The organism is Methylocapsa aurea (genome assembly GCF_000746085.1).
Taxonomy (GTDB): domain Bacteria; phylum Pseudomonadota; class Alphaproteobacteria; order Rhizobiales; family Beijerinckiaceae; genus Methylocapsa; species Methylocapsa aurea.
Genome location: NZ_KN050804.1, coordinates 179,117 through 194,714, shown reverse-complemented (window position 1 = coordinate 194,714; position 15,598 = coordinate 179,117). Strand labels below are relative to the sequence as shown.

15 protein-coding genes are annotated in these 15,598 nt (G+C 61.5%); 4 read left to right on the top strand and 11 right to left on the bottom strand.

Features of this window, described 5'->3' with window-relative positions; translation table 11 throughout:
* Positions 1–366: 366 nt before the first annotated feature.
* The 5 genes from sucD to zapE form a co-directional block, all read right to left on the bottom strand.
* Positions 367–1,251 carry a succinate--CoA ligase subunit alpha gene (sucD, locus tag DL86_RS16065; RefSeq protein WP_036263504.1) on the bottom strand — a complete coding sequence of 295 codons (885 nt, stop codon included), beginning with the start codon at positions 1,249–1,251 and terminating at the stop codon, positions 367–369.
* A gap of 4 nt (positions 1,252–1,255) precedes the next feature.
* Positions 1,256–2,452 carry an ADP-forming succinate--CoA ligase subunit beta gene (sucC, locus tag DL86_RS16060; protein ID WP_036263502.1) on the bottom strand — a complete coding sequence of 399 codons (1,197 nt, stop codon included), beginning with the start codon at positions 2,450–2,452 and terminating at the stop codon, positions 1,256–1,258.
* 46 nt (positions 2,453–2,498) lie between these two features.
* Positions 2,499–2,708: a hypothetical protein gene (locus DL86_RS16055; RefSeq protein WP_036263501.1), complete on the bottom strand. Its 210-nt coding sequence runs from the start codon at positions 2,706–2,708 to the stop codon at positions 2,499–2,501.
* A 111-nt stretch (positions 2,709–2,819) separates the two neighbouring features.
* The gene (gene mdh / locus DL86_RS16050) at positions 2,820–3,785 is read right to left on the bottom strand and encodes a malate dehydrogenase (protein ID WP_036263500.1); all 966 of its coding nucleotides are present in this window, start codon (positions 3,783–3,785) and stop codon (positions 2,820–2,822) included.
* 305 nt (positions 3,786–4,090) lie between these two features.
* Positions 4,091–5,347, bottom strand: coding sequence for a cell division protein ZapE (gene zapE / locus DL86_RS16045; protein ID WP_084572973.1), 1,257 nt, complete (start codon positions 5,345–5,347; stop codon positions 4,091–4,093).
* A 435-nt stretch (positions 5,348–5,782) separates the two neighbouring features.
* Between zapE and DL86_RS16035 the strand changes: the two genes are divergently transcribed.
* A complete protein-coding gene (locus tag DL86_RS16035; RefSeq protein WP_245276401.1) occupies positions 5,783–6,664 on the top strand; it encodes a trypsin-like peptidase domain-containing protein in 882 nt (293 codons plus the stop codon).
* 105 nt (positions 6,665–6,769) lie between these two features.
* Here the strand turns inward: DL86_RS16035 and DL86_RS16030 are convergent, their stop codons facing one another.
* The 3 genes from DL86_RS16030 to DL86_RS16020 all read right to left on the bottom strand — a co-directional run bounded on the left by DL86_RS16030 (position 6,770) and on the right by DL86_RS16020 (position 8,947).
* A complete protein-coding gene (locus tag DL86_RS16030; RefSeq protein ID WP_036263493.1) occupies positions 6,770–7,447 on the bottom strand; it encodes an HAD family hydrolase in 678 nt (225 codons plus the stop codon).
* Positions 7,448–7,476: 29 nt separating this feature from the next.
* Positions 7,477–8,460, bottom strand: a complete 984-nt coding sequence (locus DL86_RS16025) for a beta-ketoacyl-ACP synthase III (protein WP_280948998.1) — start codon at positions 8,458–8,460, stop codon at positions 7,477–7,479.
* Positions 8,461–8,668: 208 nt separating this feature from the next.
* Positions 8,669–8,947, bottom strand: coding sequence for a hypothetical protein (locus DL86_RS16020; RefSeq protein WP_036263491.1), 279 nt, complete (start codon positions 8,945–8,947; stop codon positions 8,669–8,671).
* A 556-nt stretch (positions 8,948–9,503) separates the two neighbouring features.
* On the opposite strand from DL86_RS16020, the gene DL86_RS16010 reads away from it, so the two are divergent.
* Positions 9,504–9,707, top strand: a complete 204-nt coding sequence (locus DL86_RS16010; RefSeq protein ID WP_084572997.1) for a hypothetical protein — start codon at positions 9,504–9,506, stop codon at positions 9,705–9,707.
* Between the two features lie 37 nt (positions 9,708–9,744).
* Here DL86_RS16010 and DL86_RS16005 read toward each other — a convergent pair whose 3' ends face one another.
* Entirely contained in the window at positions 9,745–10,326 is a 582-nt protein-coding gene (locus DL86_RS16005; RefSeq protein WP_084572996.1) for an SH3 domain-containing protein, read from the bottom strand.
* A 449-nt stretch (positions 10,327–10,775) separates the two neighbouring features.
* Here DL86_RS16005 and DL86_RS16000 point away from each other — a divergent pair, with 449 nt between their 5' ends.
* Positions 10,776–11,771, top strand: a complete 996-nt coding sequence (locus tag DL86_RS16000; RefSeq protein ID WP_036263966.1) for a 2-hydroxyacid dehydrogenase — start codon at positions 10,776–10,778, stop codon at positions 11,769–11,771.
* Positions 11,772–11,809: 38 nt separating this feature from the next.
* Here DL86_RS16000 and DL86_RS15995 read toward each other — a convergent pair whose 3' ends face one another.
* Complete coding sequence (locus DL86_RS15995; RefSeq protein ID WP_036263962.1) at positions 11,810–12,115, bottom strand: hypothetical protein; 306 nt, start codon at positions 12,113–12,115, stop codon at positions 11,810–11,812.
* A 558-nt stretch (positions 12,116–12,673) separates the two neighbouring features.
* On the opposite strand from DL86_RS15995, the gene DL86_RS15990 reads away from it, so the two are divergent.
* Positions 12,674–13,192 (top strand): Hsp20/alpha crystallin family protein, encoded by a 519-nt coding sequence (locus DL86_RS15990; protein ID WP_036263486.1) that lies wholly within the window; start codon positions 12,674–12,676, stop codon positions 13,190–13,192.
* 99 nt (positions 13,193–13,291) lie between these two features.
* Here the strand turns inward: DL86_RS15990 and DL86_RS15985 are convergent, their stop codons facing one another.
* On the bottom strand, positions 13,292–15,298 hold the full coding sequence (locus tag DL86_RS15985) for an acetyl-CoA carboxylase biotin carboxylase subunit (protein WP_036263959.1): 2,007 nt from the start codon (positions 15,296–15,298) through the stop codon (positions 13,292–13,294).
* Positions 15,299–15,598: the final 300 nt, after the last annotated feature.

Genomic DNA, 15,598 nt, shown 5'->3' with positions numbered 1-15,598 from the left:
CTTAACGCATGACCTTGCGCAAAAGTCCGCAACGTCTTGGCGGCATGGTCTTGGGGTCATGTTTCCACGCTTTTCCAATCGGGGGCGATTGGAAAGCGGCGCCAAAAATCCTGGTCCTGTCGCATTTTCTTGTTGCGGACAAAGGCGCGCTTCGTTCGAAAGCCCCGCCTCATCGTCATCTCTGCAAAGCAGCCGATGATTTTCGTGGGAAACGATGCGCAATCAATAAATCCAGGCAAGATCGCCTCGCTTGCCGATGCGGAATCTTTGCTTAGCAGCAATAGGTTATCGCGAGAATTCAAGCCTGCGTTATTCGCCCTTTTGCCTCGACCATAAGCTTTGTCGCGTCGTTGAATCTGTCTCGTTTCAGCTTTTCAAGAGTTCGGCGAGCGTCTTTCCAAGCCTTGCCGGCGAAGCCGATACGCGAATGCCGGCGGCCTCCAATGCGGCGATCTTGCCCTCGGCGCCGCCTTTCCCGCCGGCGATAATGGCGCCTGCGTGGCCCATGCGCCGGCCGGACGGGGCGGTGCGGCCGGCAATGAAGCCGACCGTTGGCTTCTTGCGGCCGCGCTTGGCTTCGTCGATGATGAATTGCGCCGCATCCTCCTCGGCGCCGCCGCCGATCTCGCCGATCATGATGATCGACGTGGTGTCGGGGTCGCCCAAAAACAATTCAAGCATGTCGATGAATTCGGCGCCTTTTACCGGATCGCCGCCGATCCCGACGGCGGTTGTCTGGCCAAGGCCCTCGCGGGTGGTTTGAAAGACGGCCTCGTAGGTCAAGGTTCCCGAGCGCGACACGATGCCGACAGAGCCCTTTTTGAAGATATTGCCGGGCATGATGCCGATCTTGCTTTCGCCGGCGGTCATGACGCCAGGGCAGTTCGGCCCGATCAGGCGCGATTTCGAACCGGAAAGCGCACGCTTGACCTTGATCATGTCCTGGACTGGAATCCCCTCGGTGATGCAGACGATCAGCGGAATTTCAGCGTCGATCGCCTCGCAAATCGCGTCGGCCGCGCCGGGCGGCGGAACATAGATGACCGTGGCGTCGGCCCCGGTCGCCGCCCGCGCCTCGAGCACGGTGTCGAAGACCGGTAGGCCGAGATGGGTTGCGCCGCCCTTGCCGGGCGAGGTGCCGCCGACCATGAAAGTGCCATAGGCTATAGCCTGTTCGGAGTGGAAGGTGCCGTTCTTGCCGGTAAAGCCTTGGCAGATGACCTTTGTCTCTTTCGTGATGAGAATAGACATTCGTTCAGGCCTTCCCAACCGCATTGACGATTTTTTGCGCGGCGTCGTCGAGGTCGTCGGCCGAGATGACGTTGAGCCGGGAGTCGGCGATGATCTTCTTGCCGATGTCCACATTGGTGCCCTCGAGCCGCACGACGAGGGGCACTTCGAGGCCGACCTCCTTCACCGCCGCGATCACGCCTTCGGCGATCACGTCGCATTTCATGATCCCGCCGAAGATGTTGACGAGAATGCCTTTGACCTGCGGGTCGGCGGTGATGATCTTGAACGCCGCCGACACTTTGTCCTTGGTGGCGCCGCCGCCGACATCGAGGAAATTCGCGGGCTCGGCGCCATAGAGCTTGATGATGTCCATCGTCGCCATGGCGAGACCGGCGCCGTTCACCATGCAGCCGATCGCGCCATCGAGCGCGACATAGCTGAGATCATGTTTCGAGGCTTCGATTTCCTTGGGGTCCTCCTCGGTCTCGTCGCGCAGGGCGAGGATCTCGGGATGCCGATAGAGCGCGTTGGCGTCGAAGGAAATCTTGGCGTCGAGGCATTTGAGCCGCCCCTCCGCCGAGACGATGAGCGGATTGATTTCGAGCATCGCCATGTCCTTGGCGACGAAGGCCGCATAAAGCCGCGCGGTCAGCGCCTCCGCCTGATCGGCGAGGTCGCCGGCAAGGCCCAAGGTCTTGGCGACGATCCGCCCGTGATGCGGCAGTGCGCCGGTGACCGGATCGACCGAAAACGTAACGATTTTGTCCGACGCGTGATGCGCGACTTCCTCGATCTCCATGCCGCCTTCGGTCGAAACGACGAAAGCGACGCGGCTTGTCGATCGGTCGACAAGAAGCGAAAGATAAAATTCCTTCGCTATATTGGCGCCTTCTTCGAGATAGATCCGATTGACCTGCTTGCCGGCCGGGCCGGTCTGTGCGGTCACCAAGGTCTTGCCGAGCATTTGCGCGACGAAACTCTCGACTTCCTTGACCGATTTGGCGAGCCGCACGCCCCCCTTTTCGCCGGCCTCCGCCTCCTTGAACTTGCCCTTGCCTCGCCCGCCCGCGTGGATCTGCGATTTCACGACCCAAAGCGGGCCGCCGAGTTCCTTCGCGGCGGCCCCGGCGTCGCTCGCCTTCAACACCGCAACCCCACGCGAGACCGGGACGCCGAATTCCTTGAGGACGGCCTTGGCTTGATACTCGTGAATGTTCATTTCGATGTCTCTTTTAGAGCGGTTGACGGCTGCGGCGCGCTCAACCTTACGAAAAGAAGGGCTTGATCAGCGGAATCACGACGACGACCAATCCAAGCATCCATTTGATGACTAGCAGCTCTTTTCCGAGCTTCACGATGTCGGCCTTTGTGGCGAGTTGGTCTTCGGATAAGGCTTCAGCGGGGGCCCTGGCCTTGTCCTCGGGAACGCCAGCGGAGCGGAAGGCGTCGTAAACTTCGGAAATCATAGTGCTCATTTCGGCTGTCCCTTGGACGGCGGCAACGCTACGAATATATAAATTAGAAAATACCGGGGCGGGGTCCGTTTCAGGCAAGTCCTCGGCCGAAAACAAAATCAAGGCGCCGACTTACTTCGCGAGGCTGGGGTCGATCGTCTTGCAGGCCTCGACGAGGCCGCGCACCGAACTGACCGATTTGTCGAACATTTCCTGTTCAGAGGCGTCGAGCTTGACCTCGACAATTCTCTCGACCCCATTCGCTCCAATCACGACCGGCACGCCGACATAAAGATCATTGACGCCATATTCGCCGCTGAGCTTGGCCGCGCAGGGCAATACGCGGCGCTTGTCCTTGAGATAAGACTCGGCCATTGAAATCGCCGATGCGGCCGGGGCGTAGAAGGCCGAGCCGGTTTTCAACAGATTGACGATCTCGCCGCCGCCCTTGCGGGTCCGCTCGACGATCTCGTCCAGTCGCGCCTGCGTCGTCCACCCCATCGCCACGAGATCGGGCAGGGGAATCCCGGCGACGGTCGAGTAGCGCAAGGAGGGAACCATGTCGTCGCCGTGGCTGCCGAGGACGAAGGCGGTGACGTCTTCGACGGAGACCTTGAACTCCTCCGCGAGGAAATGGCGAAAGCGGGCCGAATCGAGGACCCCCGCCATGCCGACGATCTTGGCAGGGGGGAGTTTCGAGGCTTTTTGCAGCGCCCAGACCATCGCGTCGAGCGGATTGGTGATGCAGATCACGAAAGCATTGGAGGCATATTGCCGGATGCCTTCGCCGACAGCCTCCATGACCTTGAGATTGATGCCGAGCAGGTCGTCGCGGCTCATGCCGGGCTTGCGCGGCACGCCGGCGGTGACGATGACCACGTCGGCGCCGGCGATCGCCGAATAGGAATTGGCGCCTTGGAGGCTCGCATTGAAGCCGTGGATCGGGCCGGATTGCGCAAGATCGAGCGCTTTTCCTTGCGGCGTGCCCTCGGCGATGTCGAAGAGAACGATGTCGCCAAGTTCCTTCAGAGCCGCGAGATGAGCCAGGGTTCCGCCGATCTGACCGGCTCCGATCAATGCGATCTTGCTACGCGCCATTTTTTGCCTGTTCCTTGTCGGTCGCCAAGCCGCGTCGGCTTGCGAAGCAGGGTTTTCTTGAAGGGTGAGGCTTATGTCTTAACCGCTGACGAAGCCGGAAGGCGCCGGCGGCGCCGGCGAGGCCTTGAATCCGGTTCTCTATTCCTTTTGCGCATCCTTTAGGTTCGGGCGCGGATCAATCATGCGCGAGCAGAGGCGAAAGGCCCCATCGCGAACGACCGGCTCCGGTCAGGCACAATAGCGGAAACATCTGGCCGCCGCCAGCGCGAGCGCGATCCCGGCGACGGCGATTTCAACCGCGATCTTCAGGTTTCAACCAATCCCCTGGCGTCGCCCGAACCAAACGAGGCGACGGAGCCATGCGGCAGGCCAAGATAGGCGACGGAGCGCATTTCGATGAGGCGCGAAGCGGTCCGCTCGAACTCGAACGCCTCGCGGCCTTGCGCGCCGAGATAGAGGCCGGCCGGCTCCGCTTCGGCCGAGGCGATCAATTTCACATGCCGGTCGTAGAGCGCATCGATCAAGGTGATGAACCGTCGGGCTTCGTCGCGCCGCGCCGCTTCGAGGATCGGAATCGCATCGACGATTACGGTATGGAATTGCCGCGCGATCGCGAGATAATCCGCCGGGCCGAGCGCCGTGCCGCAGAGATCGGCGAAGGAGCCGCGGGCGACGTTCGCGCGCGCTTCGGGCAGGCGAACCGCGCGGCCGAGGACGTCGAGCGTCGCCGGCGCGCCGCGCTCGGCTCCGGTCAGCGCCTTGAAGGCGGCCGTAAGGGCGGCGGCCGACTTCGGGTTCGGCGGCACGTAATAGACCGCGCGACCCTGAAGCTTTTCCAGCCGGAAGTCGGCGCGGGCGTCGAGCCGGACGACGTCCATCCGCGCCTCGATCAGATCGATGAAAGGCAGGAACAGCGCGCGATTGAGGCCATCCCGGTAAAGCTCGGCGGGGGCGACATTGGAGGTCGCCACGATGATCACGCCGCGCGCGAACAAAGCCGCGAAGAGCCGGCCGAGAATCATCGCATCGGTAATGTCGGTGACGTTGAACTCGTCGAAACATAAGAGAAAGGCCTGCGCCGCGATCGCGTCCGCCACTGCGCCGATCGGATCGGCGCCTTTTCCCGCGCCGCGCGCGGCGTCTTGGCGCCAGGCGTGCACGCGGGCGTGGACGTCGGCCATGAAAGCATGGAAATGGACGCGGCGCTTGCGCCGCACGGGGGCGGCTTCGAAGAACATATCCATCAACATCGTCTTGCCGCGCCCGACCGCCCCCCAAAGATACAGTCCGCGCAAGGGCGCGGCCTTGCGCCTCGCGCCGAAAAACCAGCCGAGGGGAAGCGACTTTTGCGCCGACGGATGGTGGGCGAGAGCGGAGCGCAGCTGTTCAAGCTTGTGCAGGACGAGTTCTTGTCCCTTGTCGCGCTCGATGTCGCCTCGGTTCAGTTTTTCGGCATAACGATTGAGAAGCGAACCCGTCACCGGAGCCTCAAGGACAAGAGCCGCCAGGCATGGCCACGGGCTCGCCGCAGCAGGCGGCAGGCCGCGGCGGCTTCGCCCCATTTTTCACCCTCGCCGCCATGGCAAGCTCCCATTTGCCCAGAGCGCTTTCAAATTCAGCGGACTTAAGAACGCTGCTTCAACTCGTCGTCTTGTCGCTTTTTCTTGACGCGGAGCAGTGTCCCCTTCGCGCGAAAATGCGCTAAAGCGCTTCCCGATCAGGTGAAATCGCCTGATCGAAAAGGGATCGCTCGGATTCAAAAGTACAAGCATGTCGGAATCGAAAAAGTCGATTAACTTTTTTAAGAGCATGCTTTAGCCGCCGACGACGGTCAAGGCGGCGCACTCGCGGCGCGCTCCTTGCTTGCGCCTGGCGCAAGGGTTCGCTGCAATCCTGCCTTTTTCTGTTCGCATTCGCAAAATATACATTATTCCCAAGCTTGAATTTCGATTGGGCTCACCTTTACACTCGCGTCGCTGGATGGACAGGAGATTCTCATGATGTTCAACAAGGGCGGAATGCGCGCCGCCGCCGTTTCCGTTTTCCTTCTTGGACTTTCAGCCCAGGCCTCCGCCGTTCCGCTTTTTGAACGCAAAATCGCGGATTCACGCCCTGTCTTCGCTGACGCGGACGTCACCCCGGTGGTTGTCTTCGGCCGAAATAGTCGGCGCAGCGTCGAGGATTTCGCGGCGGAGCACAAGCTTAGCGCGACGGAGCTTCGGCGCAAGTTCTCGGCCTCCGGCCTCATCGAATGCGGCGCCGCCCATGGCGCCGGCCAGTTGACGCTCACCGATGATCTGGTGACGACGGCCGCGCATGTCTTCTACGACGAAAAAGGCGCCCCGCGCGCCAAGACGTGCTTCTTTGTGATCGAGGCCGACGGCAAGCAGATCCGGACGCCGATCGATCTTCGCTCCATCGTCGCGGGCAGCACAAATCCTTATGCGATCGAGGCCGTTCACGATTGGGCGGTGGCCCGCCTGACGCGTCCCGTTGACGGCGTGACGCCTTACGGCCTCGCGGATGCCGCAATGCCGAACACGCCGGTGGAATTCGTCGCCCGCGGCCATATCGATTGGGGCGATGGGCGCCGGCTTTCGATGGAAAAATGCGTGCTGCACGATCAATTATCGGCCGGCGCGGAAGGGACGCGGGAGTTCTCCTTCGATTGCGAGACCGGCGATGGAGCGTCCGGCGGCGCCGTCCTCCTCGGCGCGCATGAGCCGGCCATCGGCGCGATCCTGGTCGGTTGGCGCAGCAATAAACCATTTCGCTCGGCGCCGTTCTCGCACACCCATTACAATTTCGCGGTGACGATCGAAGGCGCGTTCAAGAAGGCGGTTGTCGCGGCGGCCAATAAGCTTGTAGTCGCGAAATAAGCCGTCCGCCCTCCGTTCTCGCCAGCGCGTGAGGGCGGCAAAACCAAAGCGAGAAGAGCTTCGGCAGAGCCATTTTCCCGTCGCCCTGCGTTCGAAAGCCGGCGGTCACTTCTCGACGACGCTTAGGCAGTCCTCCAGCGCAAACTGAACTTGCTCGAGGCTTCCGACCACGCCGATGCATAAGGACCGGATTTCATCGGTCGGCTGGAGCATGTCCGGCACCATGATGGTCGCCATTCCGGCGGCGCTGGCGGCCCGGACGCCATTGTGCGAATCCTCAAGCGCCAGGCAGCGAAGCGGGTCGACGCCCAGCAACTCCGCCGCTTTAAGGTAAGTCTCGGGGTGTGGCTTGCCGAAGGCGACATCGGTGCGGGTCACGAGAACATCGAGCAGATCGAACAAGCCCGCCTGTCTCAGATGGCCTTCGGCGGTCTCGCGCGCGGTCGATGTGGCTAATCCTCTTGGCACGCCTCGGCCTTTCAAAAACGCGAGGAGGTCGCGGGCGCCCGGCTTCAATCCGACGCCAGCGCCGCACAGGTCCTCGAATATGACCCTGCAGCGCGCGTCGAATTGCAACAGCGGAAAGTCAGGCCCGAAGTGCGCCATGATCAGGGCCGCGGCGGCGTCCTTGGGCGCGCCTACGAGGCTTAGATGCAGCGCATCCGCCATTTCGCGCCCCAGGTCCGCGCAGGCTTCGAAGAGCGCCGTCCGATAGAGCGTTTCGGTATCCAGCAACAGGCCGTCCATATCGAAGACGACGGCGGCGAGAGGGGAGGGGATCATCTGGGCCGTTGGGGACAAAATAAGGCAACTCACCATCGCATCAAGGCGCTGCCCCAGGCCATGCCCGCGCCGATCGCCATCATGGCAATAAGGTCGCCCTTCTTGAGTCGGCCGGCCCGATTCGCTTCGTCGAGCGAAATCGGCAGCGATGCGCTGGAGGTATTGCCGTAGCGATCGAGATTTAGCCAGCACTTTTCGAGAGGAACGCCCAGCCGGTCCAGCACCGACTCGACAATGCGCGCATTGGCCTGATGCGAAACAATATGGTCGATGTCGCTGACTTGCAGTCCATTCGCGTCGAGCGCTTCGAGGATCGCCGGCGGCAGCACCCGCACCGCGAACTTGTAGATCTCCCGCCCGTTCATCGCGATCTTATGCATGTTATTGGCGAGGACTTCCTCGGACTGTGGGTGCAGGCTGCCGCCCCCCGGAATCGATAGCATTCCCGCCGCGCCGCCGTCGGAATGGAGATGAGTCGAAAGCAACCCCCGTTCCGGGTCGGACGCCGGCCCGATGACCATGGCTCCCGCCGCATCGCCGAAGAGGACGCAGGTATTGCGGTCGCTCCAATCGACGAGGCGGCTCAACAGTTCGGCGCCGACGACGAGAACGCGCTTCGCCTTGCCGGTGCTGATGAACTGGTCGGCGATGCTCAATCCGTACAGCGAGCCGGCGCAAGCCGCCGACAGATCGAAGGCGAAAGCGCGGCTCGCGCCGAGCTTGGCTTGAACCATGACGGCGCATGAAGGCAGCGGCATATCGGCCGACACCGTGGCGACGATGATCATGTCGAGATCTTCGGCGCTGCATCCCGCCATCGCGAGCGCATGCCGCGCCGCCACGACCGCCATGTCCGAGGTGGCTTCGCCTTCCGCCGCGATCCTGCGCTCTTTGATGCCGGTGCGCTCGGTGATCCAGGCGTCGGTCGTTGCGACCATTTTTTCGAGGTCTTGGTTGGTCAGTATCCGCTTCGGAGCATAGCCGCCAGTCCCGAGAATATGGGAATATATCAAAGCCCTGGCCCCTTTCACCACGGACGGGGAAAACGAACAGAGGGCCGCGGCGCAACGGCGGCTTGAGTTAGGGGATAGGCCCAAACTCCGCCATTTGCCAGCCGTCTACGCCCCATCTTGGCGAAGAAGAGGTGACCTGGCATCAAATGTCATTAACATACTGCAACAAAGCGCCGCCCCGGGGCGGGGCGATGCGCTTAGCTAAGACTCAGCGGCGCTGCCGGGGCGGCGGCGGAGCGGTTTCGGCGTTCAACTGATAAGTTTGCTGCAAGACGGCGATGGCGCCGCCTGCCGCACGCAGAAACCGATTTTCGACACGGGGCCTGACCGCCGCCAGCGTCCAATTGGCAAAACCTTCGGCATTCTCGCGCGGCTGCACCAAGACCTCATTGACCTGTTCGAACCCTTGGCATTGCTTCAAGGTCTGCAAGCAGACGGCCTGGAGCTCCGCGCAAGATCTGACTTCGCGGGTGTTGCTCTTGCTCAAATGGAGTGTCCTTTGGATTGAGAGGGAGCGATCCGGAATGTTTCCGATTGCATGTATCCTGATTATCCGAGCTCGGACGAGGCCTTGCTCAAACTCCTGCCGGACGCCAGTGGCGCGGCGCCGCGTTGCTGCGATGCGCCGACGCCTGTTGGAAGGATTTATGAACTCGGCCGGCATCCAATCGCGGCGGTCGATCGAAAGCCGATCGCCAACGCCAAAGTTCTTCATATTGAGATCTTGTTGGGCCGACCCCTATATTTGCTAAAGCTGGCCCTCTGACCTTTGGTCGAAGGACTCATCTGGCGAATAGCCCTGCTCTTCACAACTAATAAGAGAACGTCGCACGCGCAGATCCGTTCCCTGCTCCGTGCGGTGGAGCTATCGCCTGCCAGACTCCGCCATGCCGGGAACTAAGCCAGGAGCCGCGTCAGGGAGCCCCAGTTGCGCGCAAAACGAGGTTGCGCGCCAAGCGCGCTTGACCGCCCCGACTGACAAAAGTTAGTGTGATGATATCGCCACGAGAAATCATTCTGGGCGAGAAAGGGCACGTATGCGCATGTTCTTCGGAATTATTCTCGGCATACTCCTAACGATCGGCTCGGTCTATGTTTATGATTCGATGCGCAAGAGCGGCGGGCCGGACGGATCGGGCGAGCGTCCCGTGGTCAATTGGGACGTCGTTGAGCGCGGAGTCAAGGCATTGTCGTCCAGTCTGCAGGAAGGCTGGTCGCGTTTGAGCGGGCGCGGCAAGGATACGTGAGAGGCAACCGTCGCCTAAAGTAAGTCTCAAGCGAAGCCTATTCGATCTTTTCATTGGGGTAGACCCCCCAAAGATTGGATTGCTGAATATAGCCGCTGAAGCTTTCGACCGAAACCTTGCACCAGGCGCCATCGCAGCCGCGCACATTGGCGATGACGTTCGGCTGCAATTTCGCGATCAACGAGGATTCGGCGTTGGCCTTGTCGTGGAGGGCGGCGTCGATCCCTTTCTTCCACGGCGCGACCAGAGCTGTCCGGCGGCCTGAAAGAAGCGAATGGAGCACCCAGCCTTCGGCGCCTTCCGAATCGCGGACCTTGCGCCAGATTTCGAACTCCGCCGTGATTTCGACGGGAAGCCCGGCGCGTTGAAAGACCCAGATGGTCCGATGGTCCTTGGAAGGGCCTTCGCGAAGGTTTACGCGATCCGATTTCAAGCTGACGTAACGGGGAATGGGCAAGCCGCTGGCTGAGCCGACCTGCTCCGCCAGCGCCGCATGGATAGCGGTCGCAGCGCAGGAAGAGGCCGCCGAAAACAAGAAAAAGCATCGCAACGCGCAAGCGTAGATCGGCGCGGTCCGCGACAGCTTTTTCTCCAACGTCCCGCTTGTCGCATCATTCATTTCTGGTTCGCTCGCGTTGCGCCGATGTCGGGGCCGCTCGCCGGCAAAAAGGCCGGCCTGCATCCTTGTCTTTGAACGGCCATCTGCTAGGAAGGCCAAGTGGGGCGCATGGAAGAGTGGGCGCATGGAAGGAATTCGCCTCCCTTGTGCATCGATTATCGTTAAGGCTGGGTGAAGACCCGAGCGTCCTGATGCGCGACAGGCTCTGGATAGGGTCTTGGGGCAAAAGCAAGAGACTTAAGTCCGCGAAAGCGGGCGCCTACGACGCGCGGGAGCATGCTCGGAACATTGATCTGGAGCAATTCTGGAATCGTCGGCTGCGTTGATCTGATGGGTAGGATTGTTCTGATAGGTTAAGGTCATTGGCGCGGCCTCGCCGAGGCGGCCAGATTTCGCGGCCCCGACGATCTTGGATGGCCGCGCGACCAGCCTGGAGGACGGGAGAGAGAATGGGCCGGAAAAAGCCGCTCGTTGTCGTAACGCGCAAATTGCCCGACGTTGTCGAAACGCGGATGTGCGAACTGTTCGATGCGAGGCTCAATATTGACGATAAGCCGATGTCGCGGAGCGAACTCGCGGAGGCCATGCGCCTCGCCGAGGTTCTCGTTCCAACCGTCACCGACCGGATCGACGCCGAGTTGATTGCAACAGCTGGCGAGCAGATGAAACTCATCGCCAATTTCGGCAATGGCGTCGACAATATCGATGTCTCGGCGGCCCTGGGCCGCGGCGTTACCGTCACCAACACGCCGGGGGTTCTCACCGAGGATACCGCCGATATGACGATGGCCCTCGTTCTGGCCGTCGCGCGGCGAGTCGTCGAAGGCGCGAAAGCCATTCCGGCGGGCGAATGGACCGGCTGGACGCCGACCTGGATGCTGGGGCGCAGGATCACTGGAAAACGGCTTGGCATCGTCGGCATGGGCCGGATCGGCCAGGCCGTCGCTCGCCGCGCCAAGGCCTTTGGTCTGCAAATCCATTATCATAACCGCCGCCATGTCGCCTCGGCGATCGAGGAGGCGCTGGACGCGACCTATTGGGAATCGCTCGATCAGATGCTTGCCCGGATGGACATCGTCTCGGTCAATTGTCCGCATACGCCGGCGACCTATCATCTTCTCTCGGCGCGCCGGCTGAAATATTTGCGTCCGCACGCCATTCTCATCAATACGGCGCGGGGCGAAATCATCGACGAAAACGCATTGACGCGCATGCTCGAACTTGGCGAGTTGGCGGGCGCCGGGCTCGATGTTTTCGAGCATGAGCCGGCGGTATCGCCGAAATTGATCAAGCTCGCAAATGCCGGCAAGGTGACGCTGCTGCCGCATATGGGATCGGCGACGACCGAGGGCCGCGTCGACATGGGCGAGAAGGTCATCATCAATGTGAAGACCTTCATGGATGGTCACCGCCCGCCCGATCGAGTCCTGCCCACTATGTTGTAAGGGGGCCGCTCGGAGTCCGCAGCGCGACCAGAGCCCCCTCATAATTTTGCGAGCGCAGCCTCGACGATCTCCTTGCACCGATTGAGGCGCGCGTATTCATCCCGGTCGACGAGGATTGTTTCGGGCGTCGCCTCGGGCTCGGCGCCGGGCGGGAGCTTTGCCGCATTGCCGGCGTCCTGGAGCGCCATTTCGAGCTGCGAGATGCGTTCGCTCGCGCGTTCGAGATAAGGCAGGGGATTGGCCAGAACTTTGGCCTCGTGCTGGGCCTCGAGGCTGATCAATTTGGCGAAGCGCTTGACGCTATCGCGATCCTTCTTGCCGAAATCATGTTCGATGATCGTCATGGGCGTCTCCGGTCGCGGCGCAAGAATATTCGCCGCGCATGTCCAGAAAGGCGCGCATGGGCGCGCATCCTGGATTTCATAGAGCGCTTTCAGTCTTGCGGAATCCGAAAGCAGCTCTAGGTCTTTGTTTTGTCGCATTTTCTTAACGCGAACCGGCATCCGCTTCGCTCGAAAATGCTCTAGATCCTGCGTCGCCTTCTCCCGAAATTCGGCGCACTGTTGGGAAACGACGCCTCGCGAGCCGCCGCAGCTTTGCTTCAGAATGGCTCGGACATAGCCGGGGCGCAAGAGCCAAATCGCGGCTTTGAAAAGGCGGCGTCGGGGGCGCTCGCGCGGCATCGAGATCGCAACTGAGGCGTTTGGCCACGGCGCCCCTTGATTGCGGGAAACCGCTCGCCAAATCTTGGTCGCCGCGCCTAGGGCAATCCGCGACGCGGCCAGAAGCGCTAGACGGGTTTGCGGAAGTGCGGCGGCTGCGCTCATTGGCGGGGGCGTCGCATTGGGGAAACGGGCGCGGACTCAGCGCTATGCGTCAAATCAAATTCAGGAGAAGAAGTCATGAATATGCGTGATCTGATTCCTTGGACGCGAGGCTCCCATCAGGCCCCCGATTTCTATCGCGATGACGCATCGTCCCCATTTCTCTCGCTTCAGCGCGAAATGAATCGGCTGTTGGATGAGGCGTTTCGCGGGTTCGAAGCGCCGGCCCTATTTGGCCGCCGGGCCGGTTTTTCCAATATCGGCTGGCCACGGATCGAACTGGCGGAAACCGACAAGGAAATTTCCGTCTCGGCCGAGATGCCGGGGCTTGAGGAAAAGGACGTCGAGGTATTGTTGAACGAGGGCAATTTGACTATCCGCGGCGAAAAGAAGTCCGACGTGGAGGACAAGGAGCGCCAGTTCAGCGAACATTTCTACGGGCGGTTCGAGCGCCAGATTCCGGTTGGGCTCGACATCGAGGAAGATAAGATCGAGGCGTCGTTCAAGAACGGGATCCTCAAGGTCACTTTGCCGAAAACCGAGCGGGCGAGGACCAAGGCGAAACGGATCGCCATCAACGCGCCGACCAAACACTGAGGCTCTCGACGCGGCGGTCCGGATTATTCCGCCGCGTAATTTCGAACGGCCGACCTTGGGTTGAAACAATGCTTGAGCATGATCGCCCGCCGATGATGCTCAAGCAAATTCCATGATCACCGCGTCGACGGCAAGGCAATCGCCTTCCCTGACGTGGATTTTCTTTACCGTGACGTCGCGCTCGGCGGATAGCACATTCTCCATTTTCATGGCCTCGACCATGCAGAGGGCTTCGCCGGCCTTTACCTCCTGCCCGACAACAGCATGTATCGTCTTGATGAGGCCGGGCATCGGGCACAGCAGCGCCTTCGAACCGTCCGGCTGCTTCCTCACAGGCATCAGCGCGGCGAGTTCGGCTTCACGTCGCGTGTAGACATAGGCCTCGGTTGCGACGCCGCGATGGCCGAGCGCAAAGCCATTGAGGATGGGCCGCACCTGAACCGCGATCGCCTCGCCGTCGATGGCGCCGTTCCACACCAATTGGCCCGCGCCCCAATCCGACGCGCAAACATGGGCGTGGCCAGTCGCCTCGAAGCGCACCAGCAGGCCATCATCGCCCTCTTCGATTCGCACGTCATGGCGGCTCTTGCCGAGCAGGACTGAGCGGTCGCGCTCGAAGCGAACCGGGTGGGCGGCGCGCATCTGGCCAGAGATCTGGCGCTTGCGTTCGTTCATGACATGATCGATCGCGGCCGCGACGGCGGCCAGCCGATGCGCGGTCTCCCCGGCGGGCGAGGGCGGCATGAAGCCGTTTGGATATTCCTGCGCGATGAAGGCCGTCGTGAGATGTCCCGCCCGCCAGCGCGGATGCGCCATGAGCGCGGCGAGAAAGGGAATATTATGACGAATGCCGTCGATGGCGAATTGATCGAGCGCCTGGGCCTGAGCCTCGATGGCGGCGGCGCGATCGCCGGCATGGGTCACGAGCTTCGCGATCATCGGATCGTAATAGATTGAGATTTCGTCGCCTTCCGCGACGCCCGCGTCATTGCGCAGCGTGACGCCAGCGCGGCGCCCCTCGGCCGGCGGCCGATAGATCGCAAGCCGTCCGGTGGAGGGAAGAAAATGGCGCGTCGGGTCTTCCGCATAGACGCGGGATTCGATCGCCGAGCCGCGCAGATGGACATCGCCTTGAATAATCCGCAGGGGCTCGCCGAAGGCGATGCGGATCATCTGCTCCACGAGATCGACGCCGGTGACGAGTTCCGTCACCGGATGCTCGACCTGAAGCCGCGTGTTCATCTCAAGGAAATAGAAGCTCTTATCCTTTCCGACGACGAATTCGACGGTGCCGGCCGAATCATAATCGACCGCCTTGGCGAGGGCGATCGCCTGTTCGCCCATCTTGGCGCGGGTGACCTCATCGATGAACGGAGAGGGCGCCTCCTCGACGATCTTTTGATTGCGGCGCTGGATCGAACATTCGCGTTCGCCGAGATGAATGACGTTGCCGTATTTATCGCCCAGAATTTGAATTTCGATATGACGCGGATCTTCGATGAATTTCTCGATGAAGACCCTGTCGTCGCCAAATGAGGCCTTTGCTTCCGACTTCGCGCGGGAAAACCCTTCGGCGACCTCATTCGGGAGCGAGGCGACGCGCATCCCCTTGCCGCCGCCCCCGCCGGAGGCTTTGATCATCACCGGGTAGCCGATCGCATCGGCGATCCTGAGAGCATCGGCGGCGCTCTCGACGGCGCCGAGGAACCCGGGGACGATCGATACCTGCGCGGCCTTGGCGAATTGTTTCGCGGCGATCTTATCGCCCATGGCGGCGATGGCCTTGGGATTCGGGCCAATGAAGCAAACCCCATTCTCCGCCAGCGCCAGCGCGAAGTCGCCCCGCTCCGACAGGAAGCCGTAACCTGGATGCACCGCTTGGGCGCCGGTCGCCCTGCAGGCTGCGACGATCTTTTCGATGACGAGATAAGACTGCGCCGCGGGCGCCGGGCCAATAGACACAGCCTCGTCCGCCATAGCGACATGCAGGCCATCGCTGTCCGCGTCTGAATAGACGGCGACCGTCGCAATTCCCATGCGCCGCGCGGTCTTGATCACCCTGCAAGCGATCTCGCCGCGGTTGGCGATGAGGATTTTCTTGAACATGCGCGCCTCGAGACTGCCGACCGAACCCGTGCCCCCTGGTAACCCGGAGATTTGGGCGTCTTCGGGCATGAGGCAAGGCTACGTCTATTGAGCCAAGGTTGAAACCTCGCTTCGCATAAAATGGAGCCCAGCGGTCGTGATTTGGCCCGCGCCTTGGCTCGCGCGCATCGGCTTGGAATCGAACCGCGTCTGCAGGCTGTTGCTTCGCGGCAACCGTTTCGCCTTATCGCATATGGCGGGGACCAAGCTTATTGACTCATCAGCAAAGCGATATGTTATAACATCGTCATCTGCTCTGTT

Bases quoted from the DNA above. Each gene is read 5' to 3' on its own strand.
- sucD (WP_036263504.1), bottom strand. From the start codon at position 1,251: ATGTCTATTCTCATCACGAAAGAGACAAAGGTCATCTGCCAAGGCTTT.
- sucC (WP_036263502.1), bottom strand. From the start codon at position 2,452: ATGAACATTCACGAGTATCAAGCCAAGGCCGTCCTCAAGGAATTCGGC.
- DL86_RS16055 (WP_036263501.1), bottom strand. From the start codon at position 2,708: ATGAGCACTATGATTTCCGAAGTTTACGACGCCTTCCGCTCCGCTGGC.
- mdh (WP_036263500.1), bottom strand. From the start codon at position 3,785: ATGGCGCGTAGCAAGATCGCATTGATCGGAGCCGGTCAGATCGGCGGA.
- zapE (WP_084572973.1), bottom strand. From the start codon at position 5,347: ATGGGGCGAAGCCGCCGCGGCCTGCCGCCTGCTGCGGCGAGCCCGTGG.
- DL86_RS16035 (WP_245276401.1), top strand. From the start codon at position 5,783: ATGATGTTCAACAAGGGCGGAATGCGCGCCGCCGCCGTTTCCGTTTTC.
- DL86_RS16030 (WP_036263493.1), bottom strand. From the start codon at position 7,447: ATGATCCCCTCCCCTCTCGCCGCCGTCGTCTTCGATATGGACGGCCTG.
- DL86_RS16010 (WP_084572997.1), top strand. From the start codon at position 9,504: ATGTTCTTCGGAATTATTCTCGGCATACTCCTAACGATCGGCTCGGTC.
- DL86_RS16005 (WP_084572996.1), bottom strand. From the start codon at position 10,326: ATGAATGATGCGACAAGCGGGACGTTGGAGAAAAAGCTGTCGCGGACC.
- DL86_RS16000 (WP_036263966.1), top strand. From the start codon at position 10,776: ATGGGCCGGAAAAAGCCGCTCGTTGTCGTAACGCGCAAATTGCCCGAC.
- DL86_RS15995 (WP_036263962.1), bottom strand. From the start codon at position 12,115: ATGACGATCATCGAACATGATTTCGGCAAGAAGGATCGCGATAGCGTC.
- DL86_RS15990 (WP_036263486.1), top strand. From the start codon at position 12,674: ATGAATATGCGTGATCTGATTCCTTGGACGCGAGGCTCCCATCAGGCC.
- DL86_RS15985 (WP_036263959.1), bottom strand. From the start codon at position 15,298: ATGTTCAAGAAAATCCTCATCGCCAACCGCGGCGAGATCGCTTGCAGG.